Below are 24,544 nucleotides of genomic sequence, written 5' to 3' on the forward strand. Positions count from 1 at the left end.
TTTTGACAAAGAGAATCCCGTGCCGTTCGAAAACGGCGCGGGATTTTTCATATCTGGCGCTCTGCTAGCTGGCGATATGCTATGGCGCGAAGATCGACCAGTTCATCATCCTGGCCAACTTCTCCAGCGCGATCGAGCCCAGCTTGGAATTGCCGTTGGCGTTGAGGCCGGGTGACCAGACGGCAAGCGAGGCGATGCCCGGCACGATGCCCAATATGCCGCCGCCGACGCCGCTTTTTCCCGGAATGCCGACGCGAAAGGCAAAGTCGCCGGAGCCGTCATAGTGGCCACAGGTCAGCATCATCGCGCCGATGCGGCGCGCGCGCTCGGCCGACACCACGGAATGCCCGGTCGCTGGATTCTTGCCGCCATGCGCAAGGAAGCGGCCGGCGAGCGCCAATTGCCGGCAGCTCATGGCGATGGCGCAATGGTGGAAATAGACGCCCAGCGCCAGCTCCGGCTCGTGATGGAGATTGCCGAAGGATTTCATATAGTTGGCGAGCGCGAAATTGCGATAACCGGTAGCCCTTTCGGAAGCGGCGACCTCGCGATCGATGATAATAGTCTCGTCATCGGCCAGGAACTGGATGAAGCGCAGGATTTCGCCGATCGCCTCGCGCGGCTGGTGGCCGGCAAGCAGGATGTCGGAAACGACAATGGCGCCGGCATTGATGAACGGATTGCGCGGAATGCCGTTCTCCTGCTCGAGCTGCACGATCGAGTTGAACGGATTGCCCGACGGCTCGCGTCCGACCCGCTGCCATAACGCGTCGCCGACATTGCCGAGCGCCAAAGTCAGCGTGAACACTTTCGAGATGCTCTGGATCGAAAAAGCCTGATCGGCATCGCCCGCCATCAGCACGCGGCCGTCATTGGTGACGGCGGCGATGCCGAACTTCTTGGGATCGACCTTGCCGAGTTGCGGAATGTAGGTGGCGACATCGCCACGATCGGTGCGTTCGGCCATTTCGGCGGCGACTTCGGCCAGCGCCTGCTCGAGCTCCGGCATGATGCTACCTCAACCAGCGTTCGATGCGCGCCATCGCCTCGACCATGTCGTCGTGGCTGCCGGCATAGGAGAAACGCATGGTGCGGTGCCCAGCCTGGGTGTCGAAGTCGCGGCCGGGCGTTGCCGCCACATGCGCTTCCGCAAGCATCTTTCGCGCGAAGGCCATGCTGTCATTGGTGTGCCTGGTGACATCGCAAAAGGCATAGAAGGCGCCATCCATGGGTGCAGCCAGCGGAAAGCCGAGTTCCGGCAGACGCTTCATCAGCAGTTCACGATTCCAGGCGTAGCGGCCCTTGACCGCTTCCAGCTCTTCGGTCGCGGCGAAGGCCTCGATCGCGGCGATCTGCGACAGCTCCGGCGGCGAGATGTAGAGGCTCTGGGCGATGCGCTCGACCGGCCGCACCAGCTCTTCCGGCAGCACCATCCAGCCGATGCGCCAGCCGGTCATGCAATAGTATTTGGAGAAGGAATTGATCACCGTCACGCTGCTTCCATAGGCAAGAGCCGTGGTGTCTGGGGCAGCGTAGGCCAGCCGATGGTAGATCTCGTCGGAAATCACGGCGATGCCGAGGTCTTCCGCCGTCTTCACCAACGCCGACAGTTCGGCGGCGGGAATGACAGCGCCAGTTGGGTTGGCCGGGCTAGCAAACAGAACGCCCTTCAGCGGCTTCTCGCGATGCGCGGTCTCGAGATGGCCGGCATGCAGGTAGGCCTCGTCGCCAAGCTCGATCTCGACCACCTCGATGCCGAGCGCTGCCATGATGTTGCGATAGGCGGGATAGCCGGGCGCGGCGATGGCGACGCGGTCGCCAGGGTCGAACATTGCCAGAAAGGCGAGGTTGAAAGCGGCCGACGATCCGGTGGTCACCGCGATCCGGCTGGGTGGAACATCGAGGCCATAGTGATCGGCGTAGTGTTCGGCGACCGCCTTGCGCAGGGCGGCGAGGCCGAGCGTGTCGGTGTAGCCGATGCGTCCGTCCTGCAAGGCCTTGACCGCCGCCTCGCGGACACGAGCCGGTGCCGGATCGGAGGGCTGTCCGACGGCCATGGAAACGACAGACACCCCTCGTGCCTTCAGCCGGTTTGCTTCGGCCAGGATGTCCATCGCGTGGAATGGCTCGACATTGCCACGGCGTGAAAGCGAAACGACCATTTAACCAATATTCCCGATGGCTGAGGGCGCCAACTTCTGGCGCATGCGCCGCACAAATGCCCGATTGATGTGAGGATCACAAGTTGAGGAAGTTTCCGGCGCCGACTTTTCATCCTTCGCCCGCTCGTCTACCAGTGGACACGTCATGTTGAGCCGACCCAGATCGACGATTGCCCAGGCAGCGCGCGTCTTCGCGAGGCTTTCGCTCGGGGCTGTCGTTGCGGTGACGAGTTCGGTCAGCGCCCTCGCCCAGAACGTGCCCGTGATACGCGATGCCGAGATCGAGGCACTGGTGCGCGACTATGCGCGGCCGATCTTCAAGGCGGCGGGACTGGCGAATGACGGGATCGACATCGTCCTGGTCAACGATCAGAGCTTCAATGCCTTCGTCACCGGACGCCGGTTGTTCATCAACACCGGCGCGCTGATGACGGCCGAAACGCCCAACGAGATCATCGGCGTCATCGCGCACGAAGCCGGCCATATCGCCGGCGGCCACCAGCAGAAACTGCGCGACCAGCTCGAACGCGCCAAGACGATGGCGATCATCGCCACATTGCTTGGCGCCGGCGCCATCGCTGCCGGCGCCGCTACCAACAGCCGCGGCCTTGCCGGCGCCGGCATGGGTGTGGCGGCCGGCGGCGGCGAGATGGCACAGCGCAGCATCCTCGCCTATCAGCGGACCGAGGAGATGACCGCCGACCGTTCGGCGATCACCTACCTCAACGCCACCGGCCAATCCGGGATGGGCATGCTGAAGACGTTCCGCCGTTTCCAGACGGCGCTGTCGCTATCGGGCGCACAGGTCGATCCCTACCGGATCAGCCATCCGATGCCGCAGGATCGTATCGCCAATCTGGAAGTGCTGGTGAAGCAGAGCCCTTACGTCGACAGGGTCGACCCACCGGCGCTGCAGCAGCGGCACGACATGATGCGTGTGAAGATCGCCGTCTACATGGACGGCCAGGCGGCCGCGTCGCGGCTGATACGCAAGATGCCGGGCAGCCTCGCCGCGCAATATGGCGATGCTCAGGCAACCTACCTGTTCGGCGACATCGCCACCGCGCTCGCCAAGACCAATGTACTGATCAAGACCCAACCGAAAAACGCCTATTTTCAGGAATTGCGTGGCGATATCCTGATGAAGGCGAACAGGCCCAAGGATGCCGCGGACGCCTATGCCAAGGCGGTCAGCCTCGATCCGGCGCGGTCAGGGCTGCTGCCGGTTTCCTGGGGCCAGGCGCTGATGGCCATCGGCACGCCAGACTCCTTGAAAAAGGCAGTGGTGCAGATCAACAATGGTCTGGGGCGCGACAAGGAAAATTCCGCCGGATACCGTTACCTGGCGCAGGCCTATGGCGAACTGGGTGACATCCCGGGCGCCGAACTTGCCACCGCCGAAGGTCACTTCTATTCCGGCAACTACAAGGATGCGAAGATTTTCGCCATGCGGGCGCAGCAGCAGATGAAGCGCGGCGAGCCGCGCTGGCTGCGCGCTCAGGACATCATAAACTACACACCGTCAAACAAGATCAAGATCAAATGAACCTTCCGGCCACGCGCTGCGACAGAGCCAGGCATACCGGGCCGGAAAACAGGCAAAAGGAACAGGAACGATGAAAAAAGCACTGCTGCTGGGCACCACGGGGATTGCGGTCGCCCTTGCCATGCTGGCTTTCGGATTCGTGGCCGGAAGCCCGCAGATTGCAAAGGCCGGCACGGCGCAGCCTGTCCAGATGGCGGGCGACACCAAGATCGACCGCGCCGAGGTCGAAGGCATCATCCGCGACTACCTCTTGAAGAACCCGGAAGTGCTTCTGGAGGTTCAGGACGCGCTTGAGGCCAAGCAGAAGGAAGAGCAGCGCATCGCCCATCTGGGCGTGATCAAGGACGCCAAGGACCAGATCTTCAACTCGGCTTTCGACGGCGTCGTCGGCAACCCGAGCGGCAAGGTCACCATCGTCGAGTTCTATGACTACAATTGCGGCTTCTGCAAACGCGCCATCGACGATATGCGGGCGCTGACCAAGGCCGATCCGGATCTGCGCTTCGTGCTCAAGGAATTTCCCATCCTCGGACCGGATTCGCAGAAAGCGAGCGTCGTCTCGATGGCGTTCCACCTGATGATGCCGGAAAAGTACGGCGAATTCCACAACGCGCTGCTCGGCGGTCAGGGACGCGCCACGGAGGCAGCGGCCATCAAGATCGCGCTTTCGCTCGGCGCCGACGAGGCCACGCTGCGCGAGAAAATGAAGGACCCGTCGATCCCCGAGGCTTTCTCCAAGACCTATGATCTTGCCAACAAGCTGGCGATCACCGGAACGCCATCCTATGTGGTCGGCAACGAGGTCGTGTTCGGGGCGCTCGGACAGGAAGTGCTCGCGGAAAAGATCCAGGCGGCGAAAGCCGCGCTTTGATCAACCTCGCTTTTCTTCACGGGCGCATTTCCGCCTGTTGTGGACAGTGAAAGAACGCACTTGCGCTCTTTTCGCGGACGTCTATGCCCATTATAGAGGGCCCAGCGCGCCGGCTTGACGTCGGCGCCTAAGAAGGTCGGCTTTTTTGAAAACTGTTTTCGTCCTGAACGGTCCCAATCTCAACGCGCTCGGCAAGCGCGAGCCGGGCATCTATGGCGGCAAGACGCTTGCCTCGATCGCCGACGACTGCAAACAGGCCGGCGCGTCGCTTGGGTTCGAGATCGATTTCCGCCAGTCGAACCACGAGGGCGACCTTGTCGACTGGATTCAGGAAGCCGGAGACAAGGCTGTCGGCATCGTCATCAATCCGGGCGCCTACAGCCACACCTCGATCGCGATCCACGACGCCATCCGCGCCGTCGCGCCGCTGCCAGTCGCCGAAGTCCACCTTTCAAACATCCATGCGCGGGAATCATTCCGCCACGTCTCCATGGTCGCGCCGGTTGCCGTCGGCATGATCTGTGGCTTTGGGCCGCTCGGCTACACGCTGGCGCTGCAGGCGCTGGCCGCACGCCTATGACCGGCCAACAAACAGAAGGCTCGAAAATGTCGATAAAGAAGACCGGTGTTGACCAGCAACTGATCCGCGATCTGGCGGGCATACTGAACGACACCAACCTGACCGAGATCGAGGTTGAACTGGGCGACCTGAAGGTGCGCGTCTCGCGGCAGGCACCTGCCGTCCATGCGATCGCAGCGCCGCAACCAGCCTATGCGCCAGCAGCGGCCCAGCCCGCTGCCGCGGCTGGCCCGGCAACGGTTGACGTGTCGAAGAACGCGGTGGCCTCGCCGATGGTCGGCACCGCCTATTTGGCGCCGTCGCCCGACGCCAAGGCGTTCATCGAAGTCGGCCAGAAGGTCAAGGAAGGCCAGACACTGCTGATCATCGAGGCTATGAAGACGATGAACCAGATCCCCTCGCCCCGCGCCGGCACGGTGACGGCGATCCTGTTCGAGGACGCGCAGCCGGTCGAGTACGGCATGCCGCTCGTCGTGATCGAGTAGAGCGGGCCGGATGTTTCAGAAGATTCTCATCGCCAATCGCGGCGAAATCGCGCTTCGGGTGCTGCGCGCCTGCAAGGAACTCGGCATCCAGACGGTGGTCGTGCATTCGACCGCCGACGCCGACGCCATGCATGTGCGGCTGGCCGACGAGAGCGTCTGCATCGGGCCGCCGCCATCGCGCGATAGCTATCTCAACATCCATCAGATCGTCGCCGCCTGCGAGATCACCGGCGCCGACGCGGTGCATCCGGGCTACGGCTTCCTGTCGGAGAACGCCAAGTTCGCCGACATCCTGGCCGCACACAACATCACCTTCATCGGCCCATCGGGCGACCACATCCGCATCATGGGCGACAAGATCGAGGCCAAGCGCACAGCAAAGCGCCTCGGCATCCCGGTGGTGCCCGGTTCGGACGGCGCTGTGACCGATCAAAAGGAAGCCAGGCGCATTGCCGCCGAGATCGGCTATCCCGTGATCATCAAGGCATCGGCTGGCGGTGGCGGGCGCGGTATGAAGGTCGCCCTTACCGAGGCTGACCTTGAGATCGCCTTGCAGACAGCGAGCACGGAAGCGGGTGCCGCGTTCGGCGACGATGCCGTCTATATCGAGAAATACCTGGAAAAGCCGCGCCACATCGAGGTGCAGGTGTTCGGCGACGGCTTCGGCCGCGGCGTCCATTTCGGCGAGCGCGACTGCTCGCTGCAACGCCGTCACCAGAAAGTCTGGGAAGAGGCGCCCTCGCCGGCACTCAATGCCGAGGAGCGCGCCCGCATCGGTGACATCTGCGCCAAGGCCATTGCCGACCTTGGCTACTCCGGCGCCGGCACGATCGAGTTTCTCTACGAGAATGGCGAATTCTACTTTATCGAGATGAACACGCGCCTGCAGGTCGAGCATCCGGTGACGGAAGCGATCACCGGTATCGATCTGGTGCACGAACAGATCCGCGTCGCCTCCGGCGGCGGCCTCTCGGTGAAGCAGGAGGACATCAAGTTCAACGGCCACGCCATCGAATGCCGCATCAATGCCGAGGACCCGCGCACCTTCACCCCCTCGCCCGGCACCATCACCCACTTCCACACGCCTGGCGGCCTTGGTATCCGCGTCGATTCCGGCGTCTATTCCGGCTACAAGATCCCGCCCTACTACGACAGCCTGATCGGCAAGCTGATCGTCCACGGGCGCAACCGCGTGGAGTGCATGATGCGGCTGCGGCGGGCCCTGGATGAGTTCGTCGTCGACGGCATCAAGACGACGCTGCCGCTGTTTCGCGATCTTGTCGGCAATGCGGACATCGCCAATGGCGACTACGACATCCACTGGCTGGAAAAATACCTGGCCAAAGGCGAATAGCGCGGGAACGCGATGACCCGTCCCTACGCGCCCGGCTATCGCATCCCCACCGACCTGCTGCTCAAGGCCTATGCCTCGGGCGTCTTTCCGATGGCCGAAAGCGCCAGCGATCCCGAAGTGTTCTGGGTGCGGCCGGAAACGCGCGGCATCATCCCGCTCGAAGGTTTTCACACGCCCAAGAGCTTGAAGAAGACGATCCGCAAGCACCCGTTCGACATCCGTTTCGATTTCGATTTCGAAGCGACGATCGATGGCTGCGCCGAAAGGCGCGAGGAGCGCCGGTCGACCTGGATCAATGCGCCGATCCGTGAGGCCTATGTGCAACTGCATCGGCTGGGCCACTGCCATTCGGTCGAGGCCTGGCGCCAGGACCGGCTGGTCGGCGGCCTCTATGGCGTGTCGCTCGGCCGGGTGTTCTTTGGCGAAAGCATGTTCGCCAGGGAGACCGATGCCTCCAAGACCTGCCTGTTTTATCTGGTCGAGCGGTTGAAGGAACGGGGCTTCGCATTGCTTGATACGCAGTTCACCACCGAGCACCTGAAGCGCTTCGGCGCGGTCGACGTGCCGCGTGGCAAGTATGAGAAGATGCTGGCCGAAGCGCTTAAGGGCGAGGCGATCTTTTTCCCTGACGATCAAGCCTCTCACTTCCGGGTCGCGGTCTCCAACGGTGTCTGCGAATGGAACATCATTTTCCAGCCGTTGACGCGATGGACATAGCCGGTGCTGACCAACGCCGCGTAGGGTTCGCCATTCTCGCGTGTCGCATGGGCCTCGTAGGTCAGCATGATGATATCGCTGCCCGGCTCGATTATTCCCTTGAGCTCGATATCGAGGTCGCGCCAGCGGTTGGGCTTGGTCGCGGTCTTGGCGAGATCGGCATTGTCCATCGCCTTTGCCATCTGCGGAAAGGCAACCAGGCATTCGGTGTCGGCATTGGCCGCGTAGTAGGCCGCATCGCCTGTCCAGAACCCCTTTTCGAGTTCGAGCAGCTCTTTCTTGCTGGCGGTGATCCGCTTGTGGTCTGACATGGGAAAATCATCCTCCAGGCGCATTGATGCGCTGTCGTTCGTGGCCCCAACGCATGATGGCGGCGACGGTTCCGGAGGATCAGTTGGCTTCGGTGGTATCCGGTTATGCGGGATCGGGCTGCGCCACATCCGGGGTGGGTGCAGTCTCCGGCTTGGCTGCAGCAGGCTTCGCAGCGTCGGCGTTGGTCCCGTCAGCCTTGGCGGCGTCTGGCGCAGGGACATCCGACTTCTGCTTGCAGGCCTTCAGCCAGACGTCATAGACGGCATGCTCGACGGCGTTGAGGCCAGGGCTTTCGGCGAACATCCAGCCGGTGAAGATACGGCGAATCTTGCGGTCGAGCGTGATCTCGTCGACCTCGACGAAGGAATCCGTCTTCGGCTCCTCGGTCTGCGGCCGCGAATAACAGACGCGCGGCGTCACCTGCAAAGCGCCGAACTGCACCGTCTCGTCGATATAGACGTCAAAGGTGATGATGCGGCCGGTGATCTTGTCGATGCCGGCGAACTCGGCAACCGGATTGGTGATGCGATCCGACCCCGCGGGCGCCGCCGGCGCGGGCGCGGCGGGTGTGGGCGAAGCGGCAAAGGCTGCGGTGCTCACGGCAAGGCCGGCGGCTACCGTCAGGCCGCCCATCGATGTCAGGCTGAAAAAGCTCATATAGGGATACCGGTGGTTCGCGCCCGGGTGATTCTGTCGATCGCCAAGGCTAGTCGCCGTTTTCTGATCAGCAAGCAGCTAAACACCAATTGTGGCGATAAAGGATCGGCCTGCACTTGCGCCGTTACAAGCCGGGGCCGTTACGACCCGGGCGTCCAGGCGTCGTAATCGCCAGTGACCTGCGGGCGATGCTGATTGGTCAGCACCGAGCCCTTCGGCCGATAGGCCGCCGGGCTGCCGGTCAAATTGGGCTGATGCGGCTTCTGCCAGTCGCGTGGCTTGTAGTCCTCGCTCGGCGGCGCGACATCGACACGGTGATGGATCCAGCCGTGCCAGCCGGGCGGAATGGCCGAAGCTTCCGAATAGTTGCGATAGATGACCCAGCGGCGCGTGCGGCCTTCCGAATCGGTGCCGCCCTCGTAGTAGACGTTGCCCGTCTCGTCCTGGCCGACCTTCCTGCCATGCCGCCAGGTGTGCAGGCGCGTTCCCAGCGTCTGGCTGTTCCACCAGGTGAAAAACTGCGTAAGGAAAGTCTTCATCTCAGAACCCTCGCGCCGACGGCGCCCGTTTCCTGCTTATGGCGTCAGGCCTTCGGGAAGGCAAGGCTTTTGCCGCAGGGAGCGCGCAAATGGCTTGCCGGAGACCCGACAAAAGCCCGCGATCTTGTCCTTCGCCGGATGCGCGCTTGCCAAGCCTTTGCGGTCTTTCTAAAGCTCTGCGCGCCCATGCGGGTATCAACCCGGCTGCGGCCGAAGGAGGTGACGATTGGCCCCGGAATTGCCGACCACCGACATTCGCATCAGCGCCGATCTGATTCGCCGCCGCAAGGGCGGCACGCCGATCGTCTGCCTGACCGCTTATACCTATCCCTTTGCCCGTTTGCTTGACGAGCATGTCGATCTGCTTCTGGTCGGCGACAGCGTCGCCATGGTCCTGCATGGCCACCAGACGACGCTGGGTGCCTCGCTCGAGATGATGATCGCGCATGGGCAAGCGGTGATGCGCGGTTCGGCCAAGGCCTGCGTCGTCGTCGACCTGCCGGCCGGCAGCTATGAGGATTCGGCAGCGCAGGCCGTTGCCTCGGCGCGGCGGGTGGTCGAAGAAACCGGCTGCCAGGCGGTGAAACTCGAAGGCGGCGTCGACATGGCCCGGCAGATCGCGGCGATCGTGGCCGCCGGCGTTGCGGTCATGGGGCATATCGGCCTGCTGCCGCAATCGGTTGAGAAGGATGGCGGCTACAAGATCAAGGGCCGGACCGAGGAGAACGTGGCAGCATTGGTTCGCGACGCGCTCGCCGTCGAGGAAGCCGGTGCGTTCTCGGTGGTTATCGAAGGCACGGTCGAGACAGTTGCGGCCGATATTACCCACCGCATCGCCATTCCAACCATCGGCATCGGCGCCAGCCGCGATTGCGACGGCCAGATCCTGGTCATCGACGACATGGTCGGGCTGACCGTCGACCGGGTGCCGAAATTCGTCAAGGAATATGCCGATCTGCGCAGCGTGATCTCTCATGCCGCGGCAAGCTACGCATCGGAGGTGCGAAGCCGGGCATTCCCCGGCTCCGGCCATGTCTTCCCGGCCAAAAACCGTAGGGATGACGCATGAGCCGGCCCGTAGTCGTCGATAGCGTTGCCGCACTGCGCGCGCAGGTCCATGGCTGGCGGCGCGACGGCCTTCGCATCGCCATGGTGCCGACCATGGGCGCGTTGCATGACGGGCACATCTCGCTGATCAGGATCGCGCTCGAAAAAGCCGAACGCTGCGTCGTGTCGATCTTCGTCAATCCGACACAGTTCGCACCGTCCGAAGACCTCGACAAATACCCGCGCCAGCTCGCCCGCGACCTCGACCGGCTGGGACTGGCTCGGGCCGACCTTGCCTTCACACCAACGGTCGGCGAGATGTACCCCGCCGGCTTTGCCACCAAAGTCTCGGTCGGCGGCCCAGCCGCCGGGCTCGAATCGGACTTTCGCCCGACCTTTTTCGATGGCGTCGCCACAGTGGTGGCAAAGCTCTTCCTGCAGGCAACGCCCGACTGCGCGGTCTTTGGCGAAAAGGACTACCAGCAGCTTTGCGTCGTCAGGCAGCTCTGCCGCGACCTGGACCTGCCCGTCGAAATCATCGGCGCACCGACGATCCGCGACGCGCATGGCCTCGCCATGTCGTCACGCAACGCCTATCTCGGCGAAGCCGAACTCAGCATCGCCCGCCAATTGAACGTTATCCTGCGAAAGGCGGCCGCGGAGATGGCGGCCGGCGCCGACCAAAAAGACGCGACCGCCGAAGCCAGCCGTGCCCTCATCGCGACCGGTTTCACTGAGGTCGACTATGTCGAGGCGCGCGAAAGCCTGACGCTCGCGCCATGGCGTCGCGACCGTCAAGGGCGCCTGCTCGCGGCGACATGGCTCGGCAAGACCAGGCTGATCGACAATGTGGAAGTCCCCACCATCTAGGGCGCAGGTTCGATCAGTCGCTTTTCGCTTCCTGCCGCGCCTAACCCTGTCTTTTTCGCACGCTGGTCCTGACGAACAATTGCCCCACGACGATCCCGATAGCCCCGGCTGATGCTTTCACGAGTGCGTCGGCAAGGTGCGCGTGGCGGCCGGGATCAATGATCTGAAGCAATTCCAGCATGCCGGCGGTCATGACAACAAAGATCAAGGCTTGATACAGACGGCTGGGGAAGCCCAGTGCCAAGGCGAAACCCAACAACACATAAGCCAGGGCGCGCTCAACATTCGCCTCCGCCATGTGGGGCCGCATCTGGATCGGCGACAAGGTCGCGAAAATGATGATGGCGAGCAGCGCCAGCGCTGTGATGCGAAACAGTTTGGTCATGCCCTTGCATATCTGTCGTGAGCCGGCACAGCAAATGCGAGGATGACGCAGGGCCGCACCTGGGGCGATCTTCATCGCCGCCGCCGGCACCGCCCCGATCCCTGCACTGGAGGCGATCGGCGCGCTGTTTGGCCTGACCGCGGCGGAAAAGCGCGTTGCCGGCCATGTCGCCGCCGGCAAGACGCGTAAGGAGATTGCCGCTGCCAGCGGCGTCTCGGATGGTACGATCAAGTCGCAACTGGCGACGATCTTCGACAAGACCGGAACCGGCGATCAACGCCAACTCGAATTGCTGATCCGCGAATTGTCGCCGCCCTTGCGTTCACGCAACGGGGCGTGACCTGACGCATCGGCGCCTATTCCTCGCTCGGCATATGCAGATACATCGACTGGATGCCGACCCGGCCAGGGCCAGTAAAGCGGTTGACGATGAAGTTCATGTTGGCGCCGAAGAAGCCGCTCGACAGGCGGTCGATCTTCGTTTCCATCTTGACCGAGACATCCTTGAACAGCCAGCCGCCCGGCTCAATATCGATGGTCTCGCCGGCGGCAAGCGTCTTTTCGAAGACATTGCCGTAGCCGTGCAGCCAGACGATGCCGTCGCCGGCATCGCCGCGAAAACGGTCGATGAAAAAGCCGCTTTGGCCGAACAGCATCGTCGCCAGGCCGCGCACACGCTCGAAGGTGTAATCGACGTTGCCGGTCGCGGCGAGAAACTGGTGCTCGCGCACCTGAATCTCCTCGCCGTGCCTGAGGTGGATCGGCACGATATGGCCGGGCCCATCGCGGCTGAAAGCAATGATGCCTGCTCCTGACGCCTCGGTGACGAATATCTGCATGCCGGCCATCATGCGCTTCAGCGCGCCCTTCAGCGATTTCAAGCCGATGTTGATGGTGGAGTTCTTCCAAAGCAGGATGTGGTGCTCGAAATAGACTGGCATCCGCGTCACATCGACCGAAAGCACGGGCACCAGTTCGCCCGCTATGTGATAGGTGACGCCACCAAAGGTTTCGTCCGACACCTGTGTCGGCATCAGTTCCGGTAAGCTCGGCATGGTTTCCCCCCAGCGCTACCCAGCGTGCCGGTCCATTCCGGCTTCCGCGCGGTCAGCACGGCAGCTTTGGGGCGGGGCCCCCAGGCCGTCAAACAAAAACGGGGCGCATGCCGCGCCGCTCGCGCGAAGGTGATCCAGACAGGTGCGCGCCGAAGCGATCAGCCGGCAAGAGGCCGGCGATAGACCAGCATCGGCTCGCGGGAGACATCGGTGTCCTCGCTGGCATCGCCGGGTCGCACGAAGCCGTTTGCTTCGTAGAAGGCGATGGCGCGCGTGTTCTGCGCCTCCACTTCCAGACGGATGGAGTCGGCCTCGGGAAAACTTTCGATGATCTCGTCGAGCAGCATGCCGCCGATGCCCCGCCCCTGCAGGCTTGGAAGCACGTAGAGCTGCCTCAGGACAACCATCTTGCCGCTGTCGGTGCTTTCGGCGAAAGCCACGCCGCCAATGCGCTTGCCGTCATCGGCGACGAGAAACTCGCTGACCGGCTTGGTCAGCCGCGCCTTCAGCGAGGCAATCGAGTGCCCTTCATCGGTGATTTCGGTGACCTTGGCGGCGCCGTAGATAGCATCATAGGTTGCATGCCAGGTTTCAACCAGCAGCGCCCGGATGGCAGCCAGGTCGCGTTCCCCGGCAGTGCGGACAAACATGATTCACTCTCCAGCCTATGCCGCGACGCGATTGCGTCTGAAATCGATTGCCGCAAGCAGCACGACCCAGACCAGGAGGACCATGCTGCCCGGCATGTTGGCAGCCATGGCAACGCCGGAGAAACCGGTTGCCGCGGTGGCAAAGCCACCGAACAGGACGCCTACGGCGCCGGCGGCGCCCAGCAGCGACAGCCACAACGGACAGCGCCTGGCCCGATACAGCGCAACGTTGGCGAACAGAACCGTCAGGCCAAGCAGCATGGCGCTGATCGCGGCAAAGCCGACCTCGACCTGGCGCACCGCGAAGGCGGCGCTGAACAGCGACGGCTTTGTCGCCGCATCGGCCATCGCCCAGGCGTTGACCACCGCCTTCAGCGCAATGCCATCGACAGCCTGCAAGGCAGCGGCGGCCGCCAGCGATGCCGCGCCGAACACGATCGTCAGAAGGGTCCAGCCGCGGGCCGGCCCCTCCGACAGACGGCCAAGGATCAGCAGCAACCCCGCTACCATCGCGAAGACACCGGCAAGCTGTGCCATGTGGCTATAGAGCCAGATATGGTCGGCTGCATATTCGCCGAAGGCGGCAAGCGCGTCATTCGGATCTTCATGCATCGGATGCAGCGACGTGCCGACAAAAAGCAGCACGGCACCGGCAATCAACAGGACCGACGAGACGCTTGCGGAATTGCCCGGCTTTGCGTCTCCGCTCATTGATCCGATATGCCGAGCTTGGCCTTGACGAGGTCGTTGACCGCCTGCGGGTTGGCCTTGCCGCCCGTCGCCTTCATCACCTGGCCGACGAACCAGCCGGCCATGCTCGGCTTGGCGCGTGCCTGTTCGACCTTGTCCGGGTTGGCTGCGATCACCTCGTCGACAGCCTTCTCGATGGCGCCAGTGTCGGTGACCTGCTTCATGCCGCGGCTCTCGACCAGCTGGCGTGGATCGCCGCCCTCGTTCCAGACGATCTCGAACAGATCCTTGGCGATCTTGCCGGAGATGGTGCCATCCTTGATCAGATCGATGACCGCGCCGAGCTGATCGGGCGAAACCGGAGCATTTTCAATACCCTTGCCGGCCTTGTTCAATTGCCCGAGCAGATCGTTGATGACCCAGTTGGCAGCAAGCTTGCCGTCGCGGCCGGCGGCCACCTTTTCGAAATAGTCGGCGATCGGCTTTTCCGACACCAGGATCGACGCATCATAGATCGACAGGCCGAGCGAGGAGATCAGCCGCGCCTTCTTGTCGTCGGGCAGTTCCGGCAATTCCTTCGCCAATGCGTCGACATAGGCTTGGTCGAATTCCAGCGGCAAGAGGTCGGGGTCAGGGAAATAGCGGTAGTCGTGCGCCTCTTCCTTGGAGCGCATCGAGCGCGTCTCGCCCTTGACGGCGTCGAAAAGCCGCGTCTCCTGGTCGATCTTGCCGCCATCCTCGAGGATGGCGATCTGCCGGCGGGCCTCATAATCGATGGCCTGGCCGATGAAGCGGATCGAGTTGACGTTCTTGATCTCGCAGCGCGTGCCGAACTCGCCGCCGGGCTTGCGCACCGAAACGTTGACGTCGGCGCGCATCGAGCCTTCGTCCATGTTGCCGTCGCAGGTACCGAGATAGCGCACGATGGTGCGCAGCTTGGTGACGTAGGCCTTGGCCTCATCGGCCGAGCGCATGTCGGGTTTCGAGACGATCTCCATCAGCGCCACGCCGGAGCGGTTGAGATCGACATAGGACATGGTCGGATGCTGGTCGTGCATCGACTTGCCGGCATCCTGCTCCAGATGCAGCCGCTCGATACCGACCTCGATGTCCTCGAACTCGCCCTGACGGTCGGGCCCGACCGAGACGATCACGGTGCCCTCGCCGACGATCGGCTGCTTGAACTGCGAGATCTGGTAGCCCTGAGGCAGGTCGGGATAGAAGTAATTCTTCCGGTCGAAGACGGACTTGTGGTTGATCTGCGCCTTCAGTCCGAGGCCGGTGCGGATCGCCTGCTTGACGCATTCCTCGTTGATGACTGGCAGCATGCCCGGCATTGCCGCGTCGACCAGGCTGACATTGGCGTTGGGCGCAGCGCCGAAAGCGGTCGAGGCGCCGGAAAACAGCTTTGCCTCCGAGGTCACCTGCGCATGCACCTCAAGGCCGATGATGATCTCCCAGTCGCCGGTGGCGCCCGGGATCAGGCGCTTCGTGTCGGGAGTGCGGGTGTCGATGAGGGTCATGGCGGGCCTGCGAATTACGGGAGTGAACTCACTTTTGAACGTGACTTTCACGTCTGGCGTGAAAGCCATTCGCTAGTGCAAACAGCCAAAAGAGACAAGCGCAGAAAGCTGAAGCGGAAGAAAGCCGTTTCGTCGTCGGCTGGCGGATCCTACCAAATAACCCAGCGCGGGCTCGCACTCGTCCGCCCCGAGCTCGACAACAGGTGACCCCGCCGGTCGGGTCTCCGGCCGGCGGTTCCTTTCGCCGATCACGCGGTGGCGATGTAGGCCCTGATCTCGTCGGCCTCGCGCTCGACGTCCTCGATGCGGCGCTTGACCACGTCGCCGATGGAGATGATGCCATCGAGCATGCCGTCCTTTTCCACCGGCAGATGGCGGAAACGGTGCCTGGTCATGATTTCCATGACCTCGTTGACCGTGTGGTTCTCGTTGCAGATCTTCACTTTCGGCGTCATCGCCGAACGCACGGCGATATCGAGCGCCGCAGCGCCTTCCTTGGCGACGACCCGCACGATGTCGCGTTCCGACAGAATGCCGACAATCTTGCGATCGCCATTGGTGATGACCAGCGCTCCGATCTTGTGTTCAGCCAGGATACGGATCGCTTCGCTCAGTTTTTCGTTCGGCCCGAGCGTCAACACGTCATGGCCTTTTCTTTCGAGAATTGCCTTAACCGTCATGGCGTCCTCCTCTGCTTTTGCCTGCCGGTTCCTGCCCTGACCGGCTTCACGTAAGAGTGAACATCGTGCGCCGTGATCGGTTGCATTTCAAGTGCGGCGGTCGGTGGTCTCCCACTCAGGCGCCTGCCATCGCCTGTCGAACCAGCGCAGGCCGAAGAAGCCGGCGACAAAGCCGCCAATATGGGCCTCCCAGGCGATCTGCCCGTCTGTTCCCGGGGCAAAGCCGAGAAGGCCGGTGGCGAGATTGATGATCATCCACATGGCGAGGAAGATCACCGCGCCGCGCGAGCGCAGCACCATTGCGATCGGCAACACAGGGCCAGCGAAGGCAGCCTTGCCGGCCGAGCGGTCGGTGCGGAAACCGAAACGCGCGGCAGCGCCCATCATGCCAGAAATGGCGCCCGACGCACCAACCAGAGGCGCCTCTCCGTACGGATGCATGGCCCAGAAAAGCACAACCGACGCCAACCCGGTCAGGGCGAAGAACAGCGCGAACCAGAGCGCGCCGAGACGGTTGGCCAGCGGCGAGCCAAAGGCTGCGAGCCACACCATGTTGATGGCGATATGGGCAAAACCGCCATGCATGAAGGCATAGGTGAAGGGGCGAGAGAACAGGAACCAGTCGAAGCCGTATTTCCCGGTGTAGAGAACGGGGATGAAAGCCCCATCGTAAAGCAGGGTCAGCTGTTGCGTTTCAGTCAGCACATACTGCTGCAGCAGATAGACCACGACGCAGATTCCGATTACCGCCAGCACGATCGGCGGCAGGTTGAACACCGGCTCGCGACGCGGCTCGGGCTCGCGCTCCGTCTGTTCCATTTCCGGTGGGCTTACGGGCTCGTTCATGCGTGCTAGCACTCGGTCCAGGGTTTGAATCAGGTGAGCATCTAGACCACCGCCCGCCGACTCACAAATGGCGAATCGCCTCGGCGCGAGATCAAAAAAAACCGTTCAAGGTTTCCCTTGAACGGTTGGTCGAGCCCCCTGCTCCCCTAAAACTCTTGACTGAAGTGCTGCCGATCGTCGCGAAACGACCGCTTCTGGAGTGGTTTTTATGTGCCACGGGCCTCGCCTCGGCGCAACGTAAACCACTTGTTAACCTTAACGGTCCCGACCCGTGAACAAGTGTTAACGACGCTGGCACGCTTCCTGCTGCGCAACGCATGTAAGTCATCGGAGGGCGCCCTTCTGTTCACCGATGGGACATCAGACGACAGATTGCGCGGAGCAGCATAGCATGAACCAGAACGGATCGATCACGCTGTTCCAATATTGGAATCGCCTGCGTGACGGACGCCCCGCTCCGAAGCGTTCGGAGGTCGAGCCGGCCGACATCAAGTCGCTTTTGGCCGATACGTTCATCCTGGAAAGGGACACCCGCGGGCAAGCCGTATTCCGGTTGGCTGGTACAAGACTTTGCGCCTACTATGGCCGCGAGCTGAAGGGCTTTTCCTTTCCGTCGCTGTGGCGCGAGAAGGACCAGCGGCTCGTCTCGCGCCTGATTCATGGCGTCTTCGACCAGAAATCCGTTGTTCTCATTGCCTTTGAGGGTTTCAGCCGCAGTGGCCGCTCCAACAGGTTCGAACTGCTTGCCTTGCCGCTTGACGGCGGTGTCGAAAGTCCGCGCTGCCTCGGCGTGATCAGCGCCGTGGAAAAGCCCTTCTGGCTGGGCGCTGACCCGATCACCGACGCATTGATCGATTCCATCCGCGTCATCGATCCGGAGAAGGAGCTGCTGAACAACCGTCCGGCGATCAATGTTCCCTCGCTCGTTCCCGACGACCTCGAGGCACCCGAGACGATTTCGGCGCTCGGCCGGGTTCGTCGTATCCGCCATCTCGTCGTCTTCGACGGCGGGCGTGAGGAATAGTCCGGAATCCGGCGGCGTAGAGCGCCCGCTTTTCCCCTTTGTTAACCCGTTTTGTTGTACTTCTGCGATGAAGTTCCTCGCATCGACGCGTGGGATGCCAAAAGGGGTGTAGGCAGTTATGAGGTCAGCGGCGGTCGACTACTCGCCGTCCCAAGCTGAAAGGCGTAACTTTCAGCGCGTCCGGGTCAAGATATACGGGCGCTTCATGCTGGAAGACCGCACCGAACACCCCTGCCAGGTGGTCGACATGTCACCCGGCAACGTAGCGCTTCGCACCGACCGCGTCGGCATGCCCGGCGAAAAGGTCATCGCCTATATCGACCATATCGGCCGCATTGAAGGTGTCGTTACCCGCACCTTGCAGGATGGTTTCGCGATGACCGTCATCGCGTCGGACCGCAAGAAGGACAAGCTTGCGGCGCAGTTGACCTGGCTTGCCAACAAGCACGAGCTCGACCTGCCCGAAGACCGCAGGCACGAGCGCGTAGCGCCACGCAATCCAACCAGCGTGCTGCAACTCACCGATGGCCGTCAGTACCAGTGCCGTATCATCGACCTGTCGCTTTCCGGCGCGGCGATCGAGATCGACGTCAAGCCGGCGATCGGCGTCCAGGTCATGCTTGGCACCATGCGCGGGCAGATCGTTCGCCATTTCGAGGATGGCGTCGCCATCGAGTTCGCCGTCATCCAGCGCCCTGAAACGCTCGATTCCGAATTCAACACGCCGCGCGTCTGACAAGGGCCGACAGACGTACACGAGAAACCGGCCGTTGCTGCCGGTTTTTTTCGTTCATAGCATCAGCGATCGAGATGCTCCGGCCAGGATCGAGACCGCTGCGGCAAGGTCCTATACCGAGGCTCGGAAGGATTAATCCTCCGGGGAATTCCAAACAATTCAATACTTAAATGAATCAAATTTTATGTTTATTCTACAGGCGTTTTACTTAAAATCTACTTCGCGCTTTTGCGTCAAATAAATCCACTTGTGGCAATGTCTCCCTCGAACGGGGAGACTACAACAATGAAAAGAACGAGGGGCAGGCTGTTGCTGGTGGCAATGGCGATGCAGCTTTCCGCCTGGGGATCGGCATATGCGGCGGGACCCGCATTCATGCACACCGGCGGACGCACCACACAACCTGTTGGCCACTATGAATTCTGCCAGCGCATGCCTGGCGAATGCAGCGAACGGACCCCCAGCGGGGCGCCGGTCGAACTGACCCGCAAACTATGGGCGGCGATCGTCAACATCAACAATTCAGTCAACACACGAATCAAGCCGCGCACCGACATGGAAAACTACGGTGTCGAGGAATACTGGGCCTATCCCGACAATGGCTATGGCGATTGCGAGGACTACGCGCTGGAAAAGCGTCGCGAACTGATGGATGCGGGCGTGCCCGCCGGCAATCTGCTGATGACGGTTGCGCGCCAGCCAAATGGCGACGGCCACGCGGTGCTGACCGTGCGCACCAGCCTGGGAGAATTCATCCTCGATAATCTGGAAACCAAGGTGCTGTCCTGGACGGACACCGACTACACCTACCTCAAGCGCCAGTCAGACCAGAATTCGGGCGTTTGGGTGACGATCAACGACGGCCGCTCCGATGCGGTCGCCAGCGTCCGCTAGGGACGCCGACGCATGTCACCCAAAAGCGCCAAGCGGTTTTGGGATAACGACATGCACAAAGCAGAGGTCAAGTGCGCCGCATGAATGCAACGCGCTTAAGGAGAAACCCGGTCGAGTCCCCACCCTCCCCGTCCCCAACGACCGGGTCAAAGGAGCCGGCCCCGTCCCCGGGCCGGCTCCGCCATTTCTGGCGGTACGTCATTGTTGCGTCGCGCGAGGACAACCACCGGCCCTAGTACGACGAGTGGATCAGGGGCGAGGCTCAGACGTTCTTCAACCCGGCCTTGAAGCGCTTGCCGTTGGCGACGTAGTGCGCCGCCGAGCCGCGCAATCTTTCCACGGCAGCGTCGTCCAGCACCCTGATCACCTTGGCCGGCGAGCCGACGATCAGCGAATTGTCCGGAAACTCCTTGCCTTCGGTGACCAGCGCACCGGCGCCGACCAGTGAGTTCTTGCCGATCTTCGCACCGTTCAGCACGATGGCGCCCATGCCGATCAGGCTGTTGTCACCGATCGTGCAGCCATGCAGCAAGGCACGGTGGCCGATCGTGCAGCCCTGCCCGATCGTCAGCGGGAAGCCGGGATCGGTGTGCATGACCGTGTGTTCCTGCACATTGGTGTCGGCGCCGATGACGATGGGCTCATTGTCGCCACGGATGACGACACCGAACCAGAGGCCGGCGTTGCGGCCGACGCGCACATCGCCGATCAATGTCGCATCGGGCGCGATCCAGTTCGAGTCCGGATCCGCGAAACCGGGCTCCTTTCCATCAATCGCATAAAGCGGCATTTCGGTCTCCGAATCGTCTCAGGCTGGGAAGCTGGAGCCTAGGAGACCGGCCGTCCACGAGGCAATGGCAAGCACGACGACGCCCAGCGCCAAAGCCCAAGCCGCCGCCGTGCAGCCGCAGGACATCAGCGCCACTGTTGAAATGCGGCGCTCGCGCCGGGCATCGAGGGCGTCGTTGACCAGCATGAAGGGCCCGGCACAGGCAGCGGCGACCAGCGAGCGCAGCACATGCGACGGCGACACGTAGGGCTCGGTGAAGGCGACCTTGCGCCCATAAACCAGCTCCATCGCCGATCCGACCAGCCCGCAGGTCGTGAGCCCGACGACAAAAGCGAACAGAGTGAGTTCCAGCTGGCCCATCTTTACTTTCCATTTACCATGAAATCGCACAGTCGTGCGTAGCGCGCTGCAAAAGCCATGCCGCGCGATGTGTGCCGCCCGAGGACACCCAGGGGCACAGCAGAGGTAGCCGAGGAACTGAGATGAAGCAGGCAGTGATTGCCGACGGCCCCGAACTCACCGTGGTCGATTCCACGCTGATGAAGCGGGTGTTCTACGTGTTCGCGGCGTTGGCCTTGCTTTCGATAGCGATCAGCCTTGGCGGCAAATGGTTCGGCCGTTCGATCGCGATGGCCGGATACACCGACGATGCAACGATCCACGAGGTCGTGATCGGCAACAATGTCGTCGCCGTGCCGGCCAACGTCATCCGTTTCGACCAGGCCCGTCGCGACGGCATCGCCTCACGTCTCGACCTCTATCTGCGCTACCCTCAGATGGACGGCTACAGCGAGGCCGCGCGCGACGATTTCAACCATACGGGGGCGAGCAGGAACATCATCTTCCTGTCCTTCGAGCAACAGATGATGTCGCGTGACATGAGCGGCCGTTTCGCGCCGATCTACAGCGCGCTGATCACGCAGGCCGGCATTGCGGGACCTGGCGGCACGACGGTCTACGGCTTCAATGAAAAATCAGGCTATCTGAACGAGGTGCTGGTTGTCGGCAAGCGTCCCGGCAAGGACCCCTTCGTGGCCCGCTGCCTGAGCGGGCCGACTGCCGACGAATCGCTGGCGCCCTGCGAGCGTGATATCCAAGTTGGCGATGAGCTCAGCCTCACCTATCGCTTCCCCAGGGAGTTTCTGGGCGATTGGCAGGCGCTTGACGCGGCGATCGCCACCGAAGCCGCGCGCATGCTGAAAACGAGACATTGAGAGATTTGGGTGGCAAGGCCGGCCGCCGCCGTGCTGCCCGGCCAGCCTTGGCTCCGCAGGCTCACGCCAGATCGATGTCGAGGATCGCCATCGAGAAATTGTAGTCGCCGTCGTCCTCGTCCTTGAAGACGATGCCGAGGAACTCGTCACCGACATAGACCTCGGCCGAATCTTCCTTGCGCGGCCGTGCCTTGACCTCGATCTTGGGATTCTGGAAGACGCGCTTGAAATAGGCGTCCAGCTTTCTGATTTCGTCCGGCTTCAACAGTCTTCTCCGATCATCGGGCTTGCTCGTTCGAACGCGCTTCTGGCACGTCGACAAGGGCGATGTAAAGGCAAGCGGCTTGATAAGACGAGAACAACCGCCACTCATACCCACGGCCGGAATCCGGCCGCGGCCGGCGTGTGCGTGAAAATCAGATGTCGAAGCTGACGACCTGATCCATCGTCTGCGAAGGCAGAAGCTGGTCCATCTGACGCGACGGCTGATCGCAGCCGGTTTCGCCGACGACCCGGGCCGGCACGCCGGCAACCGTCTTGTTGTGCGGCACTGGCGACAGCACCACCGAGCCGGCCGCGATCTTCGAGCAATGGCCGACTTCGATGTTGCCGAGGATCTTGGCGCCGGCGCCGATCAGCACGCCGTAGCGGATCTTGGGATGACGGTCGCCACCGGCCTTGCCGGTGCCGCCCAGCGTCACGCCGTGCAGGATCGACACGTCGTCCTCGATCACCGCCGTCTCGCCGACCACAAGCCCGGTGGCATGATCGATGAAGATGCCCTTGCCGATGCGGGCAGCCGGATTGATATCGGTCTGGAAGACCGAGGATGAACGGCTCTGCAGGTAGAGCGCGAAATCCTTGCGACCCTGGTTCCACAACCAATGCGCCAGCCGATGCGTCTGGATGGCGTGGAAGCCCTTGAAATAGAGCACCGGCATGATGAAACGGTCGCACGCAGGGTCGCGGTCATAATAGGCCTGGATGTCGACGCGCACGGTCGTCGGCCAGTCCTTGTCGTCGGCCAGCATGGACTTGAAGGTCTGGCGGATGAGATCGGAGCCGATGTCCTGATGGGCGAGCCGCTCGGCCAGCCGGTGGATGACCGCCTCCTCCAGGCTGTCCTGGTTGAGGATCGTCGAATAGAGGAACGCTGCCAGCAGCGGGTCGCGGTTGACCGCTTCCATCGCCTCGTCGCGGATAGAGCGCCAGATCGGATCGACCGGCTGCAACGCGTTGTGTCGGGAAATGCTGATGCTGTTCATCGACGTCTCGTCCTGCCGGCTTGTCTAGTATCCGGCCGCACATATAGGCCAGATCGTAGCATGATTGAACTCAATTTTCCTTAGTGCTTTGTCAAATGGATTTGGTTCGCGGGATTTCAAGCAGCCATGGAAAACGAACCCTTGATCGACAACGCGCTGAGAAGCGCTCTTACCGCGCGGTGCAACGATCTGGCTCCAGTGAGCTCAAACTCACCGCGACGTCGACGACACTGCGCTGCGATGGCGGCTTTTCACGTCGGCAGCGGCTTGCCGGCCTGTTCCGCCACCAGGTATTCGGCGTACCAGTCTGGCCAGTTCTCATCGCGCTGTCCGCCGGTCCGCTTCTCGTGCTCGCCATGTGCGGCCGCCGCACGCCGCAGCGCTGCGGCAAGCTCGGCCGATGAGGTGAATGTCGTGTCATGGGCATCCACGCGCCCAGGCAATCGATGGGTGATCTCCTGCAGCAGCCAGCTGTTGCCGTCCGGATCGCTGAACGAGGCATAGGAGGAATAACTGCGCCCCTCCGGATCTCTGCCGCTGACCGGCGGCTGCCCGGGGCCCGCACGGTGGAACACTTCGCTCGCATCGACCCCACGCGCCACCAGTTCGGCACGTGCCGCCTCGATATCGGAGACCACGAGATAAAGACCCTTTGCCGAGCCTGGCACGGCGGTCGTGAGCCCCTTGCCGAAATGGATCGAGCTTGGTGATCCCGGAGGCGTGAACTGTACGACCCGAAACACATCGCCAACGACGAAGTCGGCGTCGAGCCTCCAACCCAGGCCACCATAAAAACGCTTGGAGCGGTCGGCATCCGCAACGGCGATGATGACGGCCTCCAGCTTCATATCGATGGTTCCCGGTCGCGGCGTTTCGCTGCTGGACGACGAGGTAGTGGTCATATCAGCCTCCTTGAGTACTCTCGGAATGGCAACATTCCTCAGAGCCCCTCCCGGTGCAAGGGTTCAGAGTGATTGGTTTTGACTCGGAGTGGCTAAGATCGATTAACTGGATGGATGACAGAAATGAAAGACCAGCCCTTGATCGACGAGCCGCTGAAACAGGAACTCTCGGCACTCTATCGGGCCGAAACCCGCCACTATCACAACCTCGCCCATATCGAAGCGATGCTGGTGCTGGCCGGAGACTATCGGGGGGTGCTCGGCGATCCCGAAGGCGTCGAAGCCGCGATCTGGTTCCACGATGCCATCTATGACAGCAAGGCCAAGGACAACGAGGCACGAAGTGCTGCCCTTGCCGAGAAAAAGCTCGCCGGCCGCGTCGATGCCGAGCGCCTCGGCCGTATCACGGCGATGATCCTCGCCACCGCCACGCACCAACTGCCGCAGGTTGGTGACGCGACGGCCATGCGGGACGCCAGTCTTTTCCTCGACATGGACCTGTCGATCCTGGGCGCCGCGCCGGACGCCTTCGACGCTTATGAGCGCGCGATCCGCCGCGAATACGACTGGGTGGAAGAGCCGATGTGGCGCGCTGGCCGCGGCACGGTCCTGAAGAGTTTCCTCACCCGCCAGCACATCTTCCACACCGAGGAGTTTCGCCAGCGTTTCGAAGAACAGGCCAGGCTGAACATGGCACGGTCGCTGGAGGCGCTCGCCACAGGCTAAGGTCAATCAGGCAAAAGCGCCTAT

Annotated in this window: 31 protein-coding genes and 1 pseudogene; 15 read left to right on the forward strand and 17 right to left on the reverse strand. The window is 62.4% G+C overall.

Annotation, left to right across the window (positions count from 1 at the left end; genetic code table 11):
- Positions 1-79: 79 nt before the first annotated feature.
- Both AC56QP_RS02250 and AC56QP_RS02255 read right to left on the reverse strand, forming a co-directional pair.
- On the reverse strand, positions 80-1,009 hold the full coding sequence (locus tag AC56QP_RS02250) for a glutaminase (RefSeq protein ID WP_489861120.1): 930 nt from the start codon (positions 1,007-1,009) through the stop codon (positions 80-82).
- 4 nt (positions 1,010-1,013) lie between these two features.
- Positions 1,014-2,162: a pyridoxal phosphate-dependent aminotransferase gene (locus AC56QP_RS02255; RefSeq protein WP_489861119.1), complete on the reverse strand. Its 1,149-nt coding sequence runs from the start codon at positions 2,160-2,162 to the stop codon at positions 1,014-1,016.
- A gap of 145 nt (positions 2,163-2,307) precedes the next feature.
- Between AC56QP_RS02255 and AC56QP_RS02260 the strand changes: the two genes are divergently transcribed.
- From AC56QP_RS02260 to aat, 6 genes are all read left to right on the forward strand, one after another.
- Positions 2,308-3,708: a M48 family metalloprotease gene (locus AC56QP_RS02260; RefSeq protein WP_489861118.1), complete on the forward strand. Its 1,401-nt coding sequence runs from the start codon at positions 2,308-2,310 to the stop codon at positions 3,706-3,708.
- A 70-nt stretch (positions 3,709-3,778) separates the two neighbouring features.
- Positions 3,779-4,579, forward strand: a complete 801-nt coding sequence (locus tag AC56QP_RS02265) for a DsbA family protein (protein WP_489861117.1) — start codon at positions 3,779-3,781, stop codon at positions 4,577-4,579.
- 145 nt (positions 4,580-4,724) lie between these two features.
- On the forward strand, positions 4,725-5,159 hold the full coding sequence (gene aroQ, locus AC56QP_RS02270; protein ID WP_489861116.1) for a type II 3-dehydroquinate dehydratase: 435 nt from the start codon (positions 4,725-4,727) through the stop codon (positions 5,157-5,159).
- Between the two features lie 26 nt (positions 5,160-5,185).
- Entirely contained in the window at positions 5,186-5,644 is a 459-nt protein-coding gene (gene accB, locus AC56QP_RS02275) for an acetyl-CoA carboxylase biotin carboxyl carrier protein (protein WP_091578528.1), read from the forward strand.
- Between the two features lie 10 nt (positions 5,645-5,654).
- Positions 5,655-6,998: an acetyl-CoA carboxylase biotin carboxylase subunit gene (accC, locus tag AC56QP_RS02280; RefSeq protein ID WP_489861115.1), complete on the forward strand. Its 1,344-nt coding sequence runs from the start codon at positions 5,655-5,657 to the stop codon at positions 6,996-6,998.
- Positions 6,999-7,010: 12 nt separating this feature from the next.
- Positions 7,011-7,715 (forward strand): leucyl/phenylalanyl-tRNA--protein transferase, encoded by a 705-nt coding sequence (gene aat / locus AC56QP_RS02285; RefSeq protein ID WP_497109019.1) that lies wholly within the window; start codon positions 7,011-7,013, stop codon positions 7,713-7,715.
- Here aat and AC56QP_RS02290 read toward each other — a convergent pair.
- The 3 genes from AC56QP_RS02290 to AC56QP_RS02300 all read right to left on the reverse strand — a co-directional run bounded on the left by AC56QP_RS02290 (position 7,640) and on the right by AC56QP_RS02300 (position 9,223).
- Complete coding sequence (locus AC56QP_RS02290; protein WP_489861113.1) at positions 7,640-8,026, reverse strand: hypothetical protein; 387 nt, start codon at positions 8,024-8,026, stop codon at positions 7,640-7,642. The two genes, aat and AC56QP_RS02290, sit on opposite strands and share 76 nt — an antisense overlap.
- 103 nt (positions 8,027-8,129) lie before the next feature.
- Positions 8,130-8,684 carry a DUF2155 domain-containing protein gene (locus AC56QP_RS02295; RefSeq protein WP_489861112.1) on the reverse strand — a complete coding sequence of 185 codons (555 nt, stop codon included), beginning with the start codon at positions 8,682-8,684 and terminating at the stop codon, positions 8,130-8,132.
- Between the two features lie 140 nt (positions 8,685-8,824).
- Entirely contained in the window at positions 8,825-9,223 is a 399-nt protein-coding gene (locus AC56QP_RS02300) for an NADH:ubiquinone oxidoreductase subunit NDUFA12 (RefSeq protein ID WP_489861111.1), read from the reverse strand.
- Between the two features lie 226 nt (positions 9,224-9,449).
- On the opposite strand from AC56QP_RS02300, the gene panB reads away from it, so the two are divergent.
- Both panB and panC read left to right on the forward strand, forming a co-directional pair.
- Positions 9,450-10,292, forward strand: a complete 843-nt coding sequence (gene panB / locus AC56QP_RS02305) for a 3-methyl-2-oxobutanoate hydroxymethyltransferase (protein ID WP_489861110.1) — start codon at positions 9,450-9,452, stop codon at positions 10,290-10,292.
- A complete protein-coding gene (panC, locus tag AC56QP_RS02310) occupies positions 10,289-11,140 on the forward strand; it encodes a pantoate--beta-alanine ligase (RefSeq protein WP_489861109.1) in 852 nt (283 codons plus the stop codon). The genes panB and panC overlap by 4 nt, the downstream gene beginning before the upstream one ends.
- A gap of 40 nt (positions 11,141-11,180) precedes the next feature.
- Here the strand turns inward: panC and AC56QP_RS02315 are convergent, their stop codons facing one another.
- The gene (locus AC56QP_RS02315) at positions 11,181-11,783 is read right to left on the reverse strand and encodes a VanZ family protein (protein ID WP_489861108.1); all 603 of its coding nucleotides are present in this window, start codon (positions 11,781-11,783) and stop codon (positions 11,181-11,183) included.
- Between AC56QP_RS02315 and AC56QP_RS02320 the strand changes: the two genes are divergently transcribed.
- Complete coding sequence (locus tag AC56QP_RS02320; RefSeq protein ID WP_489863705.1) at positions 11,719-11,865, forward strand: hypothetical protein; 147 nt, start codon at positions 11,719-11,721, stop codon at positions 11,863-11,865. The genes AC56QP_RS02315 and AC56QP_RS02320 overlap by 65 nt on opposite strands.
- 16 nt (positions 11,866-11,881) lie before the next feature.
- Here AC56QP_RS02320 and AC56QP_RS02325 read toward each other — a convergent pair whose 3' ends face one another.
- The 4 genes from AC56QP_RS02325 to gatB form a co-directional block, all read right to left on the reverse strand.
- Positions 11,882-12,580, reverse strand: a complete 699-nt coding sequence (locus AC56QP_RS02325; protein ID WP_489861107.1) for an AIM24 family protein — start codon at positions 12,578-12,580, stop codon at positions 11,882-11,884.
- Between the two features lie 158 nt (positions 12,581-12,738).
- Complete coding sequence (locus AC56QP_RS02330) at positions 12,739-13,230, reverse strand: GNAT family N-acetyltransferase (protein WP_489861106.1); 492 nt, start codon at positions 13,228-13,230, stop codon at positions 12,739-12,741.
- A gap of 15 nt (positions 13,231-13,245) precedes the next feature.
- Positions 13,246-13,941 (reverse strand): hypothetical protein, encoded by a 696-nt coding sequence (locus AC56QP_RS02335; protein WP_489861105.1) that lies wholly within the window; start codon positions 13,939-13,941, stop codon positions 13,246-13,248.
- Positions 13,938-15,443, reverse strand: coding sequence for an Asp-tRNA(Asn)/Glu-tRNA(Gln) amidotransferase subunit GatB (gene gatB, locus AC56QP_RS02340; RefSeq protein ID WP_489861104.1), 1,506 nt, complete (start codon positions 15,441-15,443; stop codon positions 13,938-13,940). Before gatB ends, AC56QP_RS02335 begins: the two co-directional genes overlap by 4 nt.
- Before the next feature lie 102 nt (positions 15,444-15,545).
- On the opposite strand from gatB, the pseudogene AC56QP_RS02345 reads away from it, so the two are divergent.
- Positions 15,546-15,650, forward strand: a pseudogene (locus tag AC56QP_RS02345) (YjhX family toxin); the annotation flags it as partial.
- Between the two features lie 41 nt (positions 15,651-15,691).
- Here the strand turns inward: AC56QP_RS02345 and AC56QP_RS02350 are convergent.
- Together AC56QP_RS02350 and AC56QP_RS02355 are read right to left on the reverse strand one after the other, a co-directional pair.
- Positions 15,692-16,123: a CBS domain-containing protein gene (locus AC56QP_RS02350; protein ID WP_091578414.1), complete on the reverse strand. Its 432-nt coding sequence runs from the start codon at positions 16,121-16,123 to the stop codon at positions 15,692-15,694.
- A gap of 87 nt (positions 16,124-16,210) precedes the next feature.
- Positions 16,211-16,969, reverse strand: a complete 759-nt coding sequence (locus AC56QP_RS02355; RefSeq protein ID WP_489861103.1) for a rhomboid family intramembrane serine protease — start codon at positions 16,967-16,969, stop codon at positions 16,211-16,213.
- A gap of 391 nt (positions 16,970-17,360) precedes the next feature.
- Between AC56QP_RS02355 and AC56QP_RS02360 the strand changes: the two genes are divergently transcribed.
- From AC56QP_RS02360 to AC56QP_RS02370, 3 genes are all read left to right on the forward strand, one after another.
- The gene (locus AC56QP_RS02360) at positions 17,361-17,993 is read left to right on the forward strand and encodes a PAS domain-containing protein (protein ID WP_489861101.1); all 633 of its coding nucleotides are present in this window, start codon (positions 17,361-17,363) and stop codon (positions 17,991-17,993) included.
- 118 nt (positions 17,994-18,111) lie between these two features.
- Positions 18,112-18,729 (forward strand): PilZ domain-containing protein, encoded by a 618-nt coding sequence (locus tag AC56QP_RS02365; protein ID WP_489861100.1) that lies wholly within the window; start codon positions 18,112-18,114, stop codon positions 18,727-18,729.
- A 285-nt stretch (positions 18,730-19,014) separates the two neighbouring features.
- The gene (locus AC56QP_RS02370) at positions 19,015-19,623 is read left to right on the forward strand and encodes a transglutaminase-like cysteine peptidase (RefSeq protein WP_489861099.1); all 609 of its coding nucleotides are present in this window, start codon (positions 19,015-19,017) and stop codon (positions 19,621-19,623) included.
- Between the two features lie 262 nt (positions 19,624-19,885).
- On the opposite strand, the gene AC56QP_RS02375 is transcribed toward AC56QP_RS02370, so the two are convergent.
- Complete coding sequence (locus tag AC56QP_RS02375) at positions 19,886-20,413, reverse strand: gamma carbonic anhydrase family protein (RefSeq protein ID WP_489861098.1); 528 nt, start codon at positions 20,411-20,413, stop codon at positions 19,886-19,888.
- An 18-nt stretch (positions 20,414-20,431) separates the two neighbouring features.
- The gene (locus AC56QP_RS02380; RefSeq protein ID WP_489861097.1) at positions 20,432-20,773 is read right to left on the reverse strand and encodes a DUF6949 family protein; all 342 of its coding nucleotides are present in this window, start codon (positions 20,771-20,773) and stop codon (positions 20,432-20,434) included.
- 122 nt (positions 20,774-20,895) lie between these two features.
- Between AC56QP_RS02380 and AC56QP_RS02385 the strand changes: the two genes are divergently transcribed.
- Positions 20,896-21,627 carry a hypothetical protein gene (locus AC56QP_RS02385; protein ID WP_489861096.1) on the forward strand — a complete coding sequence of 244 codons (732 nt, stop codon included), beginning with the start codon at positions 20,896-20,898 and terminating at the stop codon, positions 21,625-21,627.
- Positions 21,628-21,688: 61 nt separating this feature from the next.
- On the opposite strand, the gene AC56QP_RS02390 is transcribed toward AC56QP_RS02385, so the two are convergent.
- From AC56QP_RS02390 to AC56QP_RS02400, 3 genes are all read right to left on the reverse strand, one after another.
- Positions 21,689-21,892 carry a DUF3126 family protein gene (locus tag AC56QP_RS02390; RefSeq protein WP_091578397.1) on the reverse strand — a complete coding sequence of 68 codons (204 nt, stop codon included), beginning with the start codon at positions 21,890-21,892 and terminating at the stop codon, positions 21,689-21,691.
- Between the two features lie 151 nt (positions 21,893-22,043).
- Positions 22,044-22,892 (reverse strand): serine O-acetyltransferase, encoded by an 849-nt coding sequence (cysE, locus tag AC56QP_RS02395; protein ID WP_489861095.1) that lies wholly within the window; start codon positions 22,890-22,892, stop codon positions 22,044-22,046.
- Between the two features lie 251 nt (positions 22,893-23,143).
- Positions 23,144-23,794 (reverse strand): VOC family protein, encoded by a 651-nt coding sequence (locus AC56QP_RS02400; RefSeq protein WP_489861094.1) that lies wholly within the window; start codon positions 23,792-23,794, stop codon positions 23,144-23,146.
- A 123-nt stretch (positions 23,795-23,917) separates the two neighbouring features.
- On the opposite strand from AC56QP_RS02400, the gene AC56QP_RS02405 reads away from it, so the two are divergent.
- Positions 23,918-24,520 carry an HD domain-containing protein gene (locus AC56QP_RS02405; RefSeq protein ID WP_489861093.1) on the forward strand — a complete coding sequence of 201 codons (603 nt, stop codon included), beginning with the start codon at positions 23,918-23,920 and terminating at the stop codon, positions 24,518-24,520.
- Positions 24,521-24,544: the final 24 nt, after the last annotated feature.

This window comes from Mesorhizobium sp. RCAM 05104 (assembly GCF_059683645.1).

What these genes read in the sequence shown, in the direction of transcription:
- AC56QP_RS02250 (WP_489861120.1), bottom strand. Translation starts at nt 1,009, where the DNA reads ATGCCGGAGCTCGAGCAGGCGCTGGCCGAAGTCGCCGCCGAAATGGCC.
- AC56QP_RS02255 (WP_489861119.1), bottom strand. Translation starts at nt 2,162, where the DNA reads ATGGTCGTTTCGCTTTCACGCCGTGGCAATGTCGAGCCATTCCACGCG.
- AC56QP_RS02260 (WP_489861118.1), top strand. Translation starts at nt 2,308, where the DNA reads ATGTTGAGCCGACCCAGATCGACGATTGCCCAGGCAGCGCGCGTCTTC.
- AC56QP_RS02265 (WP_489861117.1), top strand. Translation starts at nt 3,779, where the DNA reads ATGAAAAAAGCACTGCTGCTGGGCACCACGGGGATTGCGGTCGCCCTT.
- accB (WP_091578528.1), top strand. Translation starts at nt 5,186, where the DNA reads ATGTCGATAAAGAAGACCGGTGTTGACCAGCAACTGATCCGCGATCTG.
- accC (WP_489861115.1), top strand. Translation starts at nt 5,655, where the DNA reads ATGTTTCAGAAGATTCTCATCGCCAATCGCGGCGAAATCGCGCTTCGG.
- aat (WP_497109019.1), top strand. Translation starts at nt 7,011, where the DNA reads ATGACCCGTCCCTACGCGCCCGGCTATCGCATCCCCACCGACCTGCTG.
- AC56QP_RS02290 (WP_489861113.1), bottom strand. Translation starts at nt 8,026, where the DNA reads ATGTCAGACCACAAGCGGATCACCGCCAGCAAGAAAGAGCTGCTCGAA.
- AC56QP_RS02295 (WP_489861112.1), bottom strand. Translation starts at nt 8,684, where the DNA reads ATGAGCTTTTTCAGCCTGACATCGATGGGCGGCCTGACGGTAGCCGCC.
- AC56QP_RS02300 (WP_489861111.1), bottom strand. Translation starts at nt 9,223, where the DNA reads ATGAAGACTTTCCTTACGCAGTTTTTCACCTGGTGGAACAGCCAGACG.
- panC (WP_489861109.1), top strand. Translation starts at nt 10,289, where the DNA reads ATGAGCCGGCCCGTAGTCGTCGATAGCGTTGCCGCACTGCGCGCGCAG.
- AC56QP_RS02325 (WP_489861107.1), bottom strand. Translation starts at nt 12,580, where the DNA reads ATGCCGAGCTTACCGGAACTGATGCCGACACAGGTGTCGGACGAAACC.
- AC56QP_RS02330 (WP_489861106.1), bottom strand. Translation starts at nt 13,230, where the DNA reads ATGTTTGTCCGCACTGCCGGGGAACGCGACCTGGCTGCCATCCGGGCG.
- AC56QP_RS02335 (WP_489861105.1), bottom strand. Translation starts at nt 13,941, where the DNA reads ATGAGCGGAGACGCAAAGCCGGGCAATTCCGCAAGCGTCTCGTCGGTC.
- gatB (WP_489861104.1), bottom strand. Translation starts at nt 15,443, where the DNA reads ATGACCCTCATCGACACCCGCACTCCCGACACGAAGCGCCTGATCCCG.
- AC56QP_RS02350 (WP_091578414.1), bottom strand. Translation starts at nt 16,123, where the DNA reads ATGACGGTTAAGGCAATTCTCGAAAGAAAAGGCCATGACGTGTTGACG.
- AC56QP_RS02355 (WP_489861103.1), bottom strand. Translation starts at nt 16,969, where the DNA reads ATGAACGAGCCCGTAAGCCCACCGGAAATGGAACAGACGGAGCGCGAG.
- AC56QP_RS02360 (WP_489861101.1), top strand. Translation starts at nt 17,361, where the DNA reads ATGAACCAGAACGGATCGATCACGCTGTTCCAATATTGGAATCGCCTG.
- AC56QP_RS02365 (WP_489861100.1), top strand. Translation starts at nt 18,112, where the DNA reads ATGAGGTCAGCGGCGGTCGACTACTCGCCGTCCCAAGCTGAAAGGCGT.
- AC56QP_RS02370 (WP_489861099.1), top strand. Translation starts at nt 19,015, where the DNA reads ATGAAAAGAACGAGGGGCAGGCTGTTGCTGGTGGCAATGGCGATGCAG.
- AC56QP_RS02375 (WP_489861098.1), bottom strand. Translation starts at nt 20,413, where the DNA reads ATGCCGCTTTATGCGATTGATGGAAAGGAGCCCGGTTTCGCGGATCCG.
- AC56QP_RS02380 (WP_489861097.1), bottom strand. Translation starts at nt 20,773, where the DNA reads ATGGGCCAGCTGGAACTCACTCTGTTCGCTTTTGTCGTCGGGCTCACG.
- AC56QP_RS02385 (WP_489861096.1), top strand. Translation starts at nt 20,896, where the DNA reads ATGAAGCAGGCAGTGATTGCCGACGGCCCCGAACTCACCGTGGTCGAT.
- cysE (WP_489861095.1), bottom strand. Translation starts at nt 22,892, where the DNA reads ATGAACAGCATCAGCATTTCCCGACACAACGCGTTGCAGCCGGTCGAT.
- AC56QP_RS02400 (WP_489861094.1), bottom strand. Translation starts at nt 23,794, where the DNA reads ATGACCACTACCTCGTCGTCCAGCAGCGAAACGCCGCGACCGGGAACC.
- AC56QP_RS02405 (WP_489861093.1), top strand. Translation starts at nt 23,918, where the DNA reads ATGAAAGACCAGCCCTTGATCGACGAGCCGCTGAAACAGGAACTCTCG.